Annotated in this window: 7 protein-coding genes and 1 pseudogene; all 8 read right to left on the bottom strand. The window is 31.8% G+C overall.

The window, feature by feature from the left end:
• Positions 1 to 445, bottom strand: a 445-nt coding sequence (locus PHC28_RS12880; RefSeq protein WP_300101188.1) for a glycosyltransferase family A protein, incomplete at its 3' end; no start/stop codon positions are given.
• 13 nt (positions 446 to 458) lie between these two features.
• Positions 459 to 1,985, bottom strand: a complete 1,527-nt coding sequence (locus PHC28_RS12875) for an oligosaccharide flippase family protein (RefSeq protein WP_300101185.1) — start codon at positions 1,983 to 1,985, stop codon at positions 459 to 461.
• A 51-nt stretch (positions 1,986 to 2,036) separates the two neighbouring features.
• Positions 2,037 to 2,684 (bottom strand): acetyltransferase, encoded by a 648-nt coding sequence (locus tag PHC28_RS12870; protein ID WP_300101182.1) that lies wholly within the window; start codon positions 2,682 to 2,684, stop codon positions 2,037 to 2,039.
• Positions 2,685 to 2,687: 3 nt separating this feature from the next.
• Entirely contained in the window at positions 2,688 to 3,770 is a 1,083-nt protein-coding gene (locus tag PHC28_RS12865; RefSeq protein ID WP_300101179.1) for a DegT/DnrJ/EryC1/StrS aminotransferase family protein, read from the bottom strand.
• A 163-nt stretch (positions 3,771 to 3,933) separates the two neighbouring features.
• A complete protein-coding gene (locus tag PHC28_RS12860) occupies positions 3,934 to 4,557 on the bottom strand; it encodes an acetyltransferase (RefSeq protein ID WP_300101176.1) in 624 nt (207 codons plus the stop codon).
• Positions 4,547 to 5,689, bottom strand: coding sequence for a LegC family aminotransferase (locus tag PHC28_RS12855; protein WP_300101173.1), 1,143 nt, complete (start codon positions 5,687 to 5,689; stop codon positions 4,547 to 4,549). Before PHC28_RS12855 ends, PHC28_RS12860 begins: the two co-directional genes overlap by 11 nt.
• A gap of 5 nt (positions 5,690 to 5,694) precedes the next feature.
• The gene (locus tag PHC28_RS12850) at positions 5,695 to 6,882 is read right to left on the bottom strand and encodes a UDP-N-acetylglucosamine 4,6-dehydratase (protein ID WP_300101169.1); all 1,188 of its coding nucleotides are present in this window, start codon (positions 6,880 to 6,882) and stop codon (positions 5,695 to 5,697) included.
• Between the two features lie 277 nt (positions 6,883 to 7,159).
• Positions 7,160 to 7,369: pseudogene (locus PHC28_RS12845) on the bottom strand (UDP-N-acetylglucosamine 2-epimerase (non-hydrolyzing)); the annotation flags it as partial.
• Positions 7,370 to 7,472: the final 103 nt, after the last annotated feature.

Raw genomic sequence — 7,472 nt, 5'->3', positions numbered from 1 at the left:
AAAAATAAACGTCGTAATTATACTGTTCAGGTATTGATATCGGAAAATTATACCCACAAACAAAAACTACATCTGCATTATCTTGATATTTAAGGAAAGCATCGTTCATATAACGCAAATAGTTGGGGCTTACCAAATTATCATCTTCAAAAAATATGACTTTATCATGTCGCTCAAAGACTAATGAAAGTATAAATTGATACGAAGCATTAGCTCCCATATTCTTCTCGTTTTCTATTAATTTATAATTCTTGAAACCCGTAACAGTTTTAGCATATTCCCTAACTTCATTTATCTTACTTGAATGTTCAATTTTATAAGGGGCGTCAGAAATAACATATAAATTAGAATATATGGAAAGCGGATCTGATGAGAGTGAATCTATTAAATTTTTGAAATGTTCAAGTCTATCGTAGACCATTATAATTATAGGTGCGTATTCCATTTTTTTACAGTTTTTAGACGTTAGATTTAAAACGGCGTTTGGTTTTTAAAATGATTTCCTTCACTTCTAATTTTTCATTTACGGTCAAACCCACAATATATATAGTAATTATTACCCAACCAGTTGAAATCATTGAGAATAGCAACAAAGAAAGTAAATCTTTTTTAAACCAATCGACTAAAAAATACATCGGAGAGACTAAAATACCGACTCCAATAATTCCTAGATACACTCGTTTAAAATAGTCTTTTATATCGAATCCGATTGTCAATTTTAAAAAAAATTGAGCAATAATATTGTTAACTAAACTAACAGCAATAAAAACAAATAATATTGTTTGAGGAGGAAAATTAAAATAAAAAAAAAGATATGAAATAGGTAATGCTAATAATAAATTACTGGAAAGTATAATTTGAAAAATTTTGATTTTACCAGTTGCCTGTATAGCTGCTGGTAAACCGCTAACCGAACTGTCTATTAATGCATTAATCACCATCAATTGAGAAAACACAATAAGATACTCGGGCAACTCCTTTAACCATAATTTCAAAATAAATTCGGTCTGGAATAGAATGGGTATGGCTGGAATCAACATTAAAAAAAACGAAAATTTTGATATTACGGCTGTCAATGTTTTGGTGCGCTCAATATTACCTGCACTATAACTTTTTGTAATTTGTGGAACGGCTGCTTGTCCTACATTTTGTGCAAACATTAAAACAAAAGTATTCAACTGATTTGCCAATCCAAATGACGCATTTAATGCAGTCCCAAAAAAAGCATTAATAATCAAAGCGGTTCCTTGTACTTTTCCCACACTTGCACCTGCTCCAAACATAATCCAGGAAGAAAAAGAAAAAAATTCTTTATAAACTTTCCAATCTTTTGAAATTTTAAAATATGTGAATTTTTTGTAATTAATTTTACAGTAAACCGTAAACGCAATTGGCCCCAAAACCGTAGCACACAATATCAAAATGGCATAAAAAAGCAGTCGATCGCCGCTATAAGAAAGCAAAAAATAAGCAGCAACTAATTTAGCCGTAGCTGTCACTATTTCAATTAAAGCCCTAATTTTGAAATTTTCTTTTGCGGTAATCAAAGCTTGGAATGGAATACTAATTATGGCAAATATAGCAGCATACACGGACAAACGGAACACAAATATAGCTGCATCCATCCTGCCAACAGCAACTTTTAAATAGTTTTCAATATAATATATACCTACTGTTTCTGCAAGAAGTAGTAAAATTACTGCCATAGAAAGATGCAGAGCTAAGCTGATATTAAAAATTTTGTTGACGTCACCATCCTGTCCTTTTCCTAATTCAAAAGCTATAAAACGGAACGAGGTGGAAATTAAAACCGTATTTAACAAACTGATCATCATTACGACACCACTAACAACTGCATACAATCCAAAATCCTCAACACCTAAAGAATCTAGTAAAACTCTTGCAGTAATAATCCCTAAAATGGATGTTACTAATAATCTTATATATAATATAAAACTGTTCTTTAAAATTATACTGTTACTCATTTATTTTAAATAATTTATAAAAATATAGAATTGATTAAACTTTATTCTGTCTTATAATTTCATAGGATCTAAATCCTTAATTATTTTAGCAGGAATACCAGCCGCTACACAATTATCAGGAATATCTTTTGTTACTACAGCTCCGGCTCCAATTGTTACATTTCTACCAATTATAATTTTCGGTAGAATTGTTGCATTTGAACCAATTTTAGAAAACGATCCGATTTTACATGAACCTAATAATGTAGCTCCTGGAGATAATTCAACAAAATCTCCAATTTCACAATCGTGAGTTATAGTAACATTATAATAAATTATACATCCTTTACCTACTGAAGCGCTGTTGGAAAATATTGCATTGTCTAAGACATTACATCCATTCCCTATTTTAACTTCATAAGAACCAATAATTGCTTTATTACTTATACAAGAAATTAAGTTACCTCCTAAGGAAATAAATTTTTTCATTAAAATATATCGAAGTTGTGGATTTCCAATGCCAATCGTAAAATCATTACCATATTTATAAAAAAAATCTTTTACTTCATTTTCACTCTTCAATATTGGAAATAATCCATATAATAAATCTCCACTATCAGCATTGACATCATCATAAAAAGCAATATTGTCTAATTCATTTAATTGGTGAAATACTTCTAAAACTTCTTTAGCAAAACCCTTAGCTCCGATAATTAGCATGACTTAATTATTTTGTATTCTTAATAATATTCTACAAATCAAATCCACTTCCTCCAATGTCAAATCGTGAAATAAAGGCAAACACATCACTCTTTTAGCAATATCTTCCGTAATGGGCATTTCAACCGACTCCAAATAGGGCAATACCTTCGATAAAGAGGGATAAAAATAACGCCTTACAAATATTTCATTTAATTTTAGGGTATCAATACATTTATGTAGTAATTCATCCGTTTCCACTACTACGGGATAATAGGCATAGTTTTGTGTACCATTGGTGTGCCACAGTTGTTTAATTCCTTTATAATTTTTAAGCTTCTCATCGTAACGTTCAGTGATTCTTTTTCTATTGTCATGAATCTCCTTGATGTAATCTAAATTTACCAACCCCATGGCAGCATGAAATTCTGAATTTTTACCGTTCAACCCTAACTCTGCAAAGGCCTCAGGACCATCAAAACCAAAGTTTCGCATATAAGCTAGTTTTTTGAGTAATAATGGGTCTTTCGTTATAATCAATCCTCCTTCAATGGAATGATATAATTTTGTGGCATGAAGGCTGCAAATGGAAAGATCTCCATAATCAAAAATAGATTTACCCTTGACTTGTACTCCAAAAGCATGTGCTCCGTCATAAATGACTTTAAGTTTGTGTTTTTTGGCTATCTTTTCAATGGCTTCCACATCACATGGATTTCCGTAAACATGTGTAGCCAATATTGCTGATGTATTTTCGGTTATGGCTTCCTCGATTTTATTGGGATCTATATTCAAAGAATCTTTATCAATATCCACAAATATTGGCTTGCATCCTTCCCAAACAATACTGCTTGTAGTCGCAACAAAAGAAAACGGTGTTGTAATTATTTCATCTTTTAAATCTAACGCTTTTATGGCCATTTGTAAGGCTACAGTTCCATTAGTGACAAAAAGTAAATGTTTTACCGACAAATGATTTTTTAATCTCATTTCAAGGTCACTTGCTAAAGGCCCCATATTGGTTAACCATTGGCGTTTCCATATTCCTTGAAGATATTTATTGTATTCCTCCTGAGGTGGTAGAAAAGGTTTGGTTATAGGTATCATTTAATTTAATATTTGGTTTTTCATTTTGAATGCTTTAGAATTTAATTACTTTATATTGAATGGTGGTAACCCCATATTTTAAAAAATTATAATGAGATACCCCAAATGTGAGAATTTCAGATTTCCCATTCCAAAACTCCTGGGAATTATACTACTTTTAACTTCATACTTCTCTTGATGGATTCCCAACAATTTTTTTTTCGTCAGGTATATCTTTAATCACTACTGAACCAGCACCAATAATAACATTTTTACCGACTACAACACCTTGCTTAATCACAGCATTTGCCCCTATGAAAGTATTTTCTCCAACTGTAACATTACCTGCTAAAACAGCTCCGGGAGCAATATGAACCCCTTGATTAATAACACATTCGTGTTCGACAATGCACCCTGTATTTAAAATACAATAGTTACTAATAGAAACAAACGGGCTTACCGATACATTTCTTGCTATAAAATTACCTTCTCCTATGGTAACTTTTTGTCCAATTGATGCAGTAGGATGAATCACATTGCGAATTTGCTTGTTTTTACTCTTAATTAATTGGGCTACTTTAACTCTAACAGCATTGTCTCCAATTCCTAAAATAAAATCAAAATCTTCATTCCATCCTTCAAATGAATCCTTACCTTCAAAACCCAAATAATGCAATCCAAAAGGATTGGTATTTAATTCATTGTATTCGGAATAATAAAATAATGGCATATTAGCTTGGTGAGCAGCCTCAGCTACAACATAACCATGTCCTGAATAACCCGCTAAAATTATTTTCTTATCTGACACTACTTGGAATATTTACAATACGTTCTTCTAAAAACAAAGCATTGATTTGCGCATCACGCTGACAATCTGCATATATGGGCAATCGGAACATCAATTGCCAAATTGGACGCGTCATTACTTTATTTTCATTCGTTTCTTTTAGGAATAATTCTCTATCCTTTTTATTTTCTAATTCCACACACATCAACCAATAATTGGCTTTAGTGTCAGGATTTTCGTTTCTAAACTTGATCCCTTTTGTTTTAAAAAAAGCATCATACTCTAAGGCCGTTGCTCTTTTATTTGCAACAAAGTGATCTAATTGTTCTAACTGCGCACAAGCTAATGCGGCGTTTAAATTAGGCATTCTGTAATTATACCCTAACTCATCGTGCACATATTCATAAGGATGAGGAATGTTAGCGGTAGTCGTTAAATACTTCCCTTTTTCACCAAGGGATAGGTCATTAGTAACTATAGTGCCACCACCACCACAGGTTACAATTTTATTTCCATTAAAAGAAAAAACGCCCAACTGACCAAAACTTCCCGTTGGTTTTCCTTTGTATTCACTTCCTAAAGATTCAGCTGCATCTTCAACTACAGGAATGTTCCATTTTGCGCATACTGACATTAATTCGTCTAAATGAACTGGAAATCCAAAAGTATGCATCGGAACACAAGCAGCTATTTTTCGACCTGTTATTTTATTATAACAACCATTTTCTCTGATCTCACCAAACTCAGCTAAAAACACTTCAACTGCTTGTGGTGACAATCCCATGGTATCTAGATCTACGTCGATAAATACTGGATGTGCAATATTATAAGCAATTGCATTTGCAGTAGCTACAAAGGTTAATGCTTGCGTAATAACCTCATCACCTGAGGACACACCCGCTAATCTAAGTGCGACTTGCAATCCTGCAGTACCGTTTACTACCGCCACAGCTTTCTGAGTATTTGAAATTTGAGCAATAGAATGCTCAAACTGATCTACAAAAGCACCTACAGAAGAAACAAAAGTACTGTCTATGGTTTGATTGACATATTCTTTTTCTTTTCCTGAAAAGGTAGGAACATGCAAAGGAATAAACTCCTTAGAATCAAAAAGCTCTTTTATAAACGTTATTGAAGATTTAAAATCGGTCATTTTAATTACATTTTAGCATCTAAATATTTACCAGTCTCTTTATGTCCAAAGCCTGGAATCATCTTAAAAAATAAGTCAACTATTTGCTCTTTATTCCACTTTCCTTCTCTCATTAATGTATCAATTGTTTCAGTGAAAAGATTCAATTTTTCCTCATCAAAATTTAAGTCGTTTTTAATAACACCTAAATTTTCAAATCGGTTCATATCTAAGACTTCATTCTCTGTAAAAAACTCTTCAAAATCTTTTTCTCCTGTGGTATCGCTAGCAGTAAACAAACAAGGCCATTTTCCTTTTGCCGGTAATGTTGCCATTAGTAATCTAGCTTCATCTTCATCTTTACATAAAAAAGGTTCGTAACCAAGTTCATTTAAGTATTTAACTGCGATATCTGCAAAAGTTATCAGATGTAAACTTTCACTTAATTTTGGAAAAAAAATATCTCTGTTTTCTCCAAAAATACATGACATTAAACATAATTGTCCAGATTCTTCTGGTATAACAAAATAACGCTTAATATCATTAGGCGCTACTATGGGTTGCATCTTCATAATCCTCTGATTAAACCCATGCAGTAATGACCCATCAGAAAAAGCAACATTAGCAAATCGAGCAGTAGAAATAGCAATTTCTTTACTTCTACGCATTAGGAACATTTCCATTATTCTTTTTGAAGCTCCCATCATATTTACTGGGTTAGCAGCTTTATCAGTAGAAACACAAAAATATTTTTTAACATCTTTAGCAATTGACTGCTTAATAGTTTTATCTGTATTTAAGATATTTACATTAATCATTCGCATTAATGTGAAAGAATCTTTCTCACTTCGAACATGTTTTAGGGCTGATAGATTTAAAACATAATCATATATACCGTCTGATTCGATAAAAGCATCATATTCTACAGATCCAATATCTAATGCAAAAGTTTGAAAGTCACCATTAATATAACCAAAAGAACTTCGAATATCACGAACTAATTCAACCATATTATTTTCGCTGATATCTACAACATGTAATTTCAGAGGGTTTCTCTTAAATATTTCTTTAGTAACGGCTTGCCCTATAGAACCAGCTCCTCCAATAACTAAAAAACTAGACTTTTGAATTATCTTTATCAGTTCGTTTTCACAATTTCTTATATCCTCATCAAAGAGCTCAAATGTCCTACCAATAAGTTTAAGTATATTCATTTTTTTTGCATAAAATTAATCTGTAAATATTTTTAAAAGCATAGTTATAAAAATTAACTTTCTGATATCTTAATGTTTACAAAAAATAAGACACCATATTATTTAATATTGATACGGATTTAACCCCAATACAAGATAGTCTATTTATGGTTTTTATTATATGTATAATTTACTTGATGAAATAATAATGGTATTTTGATATTAGATTAGTCGGAAAAAAATGACTACCATTTACAATTTGATTAATAACTTAGTCGATTAAAATTTTCATAAAACCCTATCCTTTTTTACCCCAAACCACCCGATTCACATAATCCGTATAACTCAATAGAATGCGCACCATTTTTTCTGAAACGTTAGGCATGGAGTAATCAGCAACAGATCTAAAGTTACGTTCGTTTCCTATTTTCTGAGTTTGTAATTGCACCAATCCTTGCATAATTAGCCCTGGATTAATACTCACAATCATGACGGAATCTTCTTCCATGGTCCTCAATATCGCGGATTTCCAATCCGTAATAAAAAGTTTACTTTCATCTTATAATTAGACTAACCTGAGTTTTTATCAAATTAGTGAAAGGCCTAAAAAA

The sequence above is a fragment of the Flavobacterium sp. genome (genome assembly GCF_028712645.1).
Classification (GTDB): Bacteria; Bacteroidota; Bacteroidia; order Flavobacteriales; family Flavobacteriaceae; genus Flavobacterium.
This window is presented reverse-complemented; position numbering and strand designations above follow the sequence as displayed.

Bases quoted from the DNA above. Each gene is read 5' to 3' on its own strand.
- PHC28_RS12870 (WP_300101182.1), bottom strand. From the start codon at position 2,684: ATGCTAATTATCGGAGCTAAGGGTTTTGCTAAAGAAGTTTTAGAAGTA.
- PHC28_RS12855 (WP_300101173.1), bottom strand. From the start codon at position 5,689: ATGACCGATTTTAAATCTTCAATAACGTTTATAAAAGAGCTTTTTGAT.
- PHC28_RS12850 (WP_300101169.1), bottom strand. From the start codon at position 6,882: ATGAATATACTTAAACTTATTGGTAGGACATTTGAGCTCTTTGATGAG.
- PHC28_RS12875 (WP_300101185.1), bottom strand. From the start codon at position 1,985: ATGAGTAACAGTATAATTTTAAAGAACAGTTTTATATTATATATAAGA.
- PHC28_RS12865 (WP_300101179.1), bottom strand. From the start codon at position 3,770: ATGATACCTATAACCAAACCTTTTCTACCACCTCAGGAGGAATACAAT.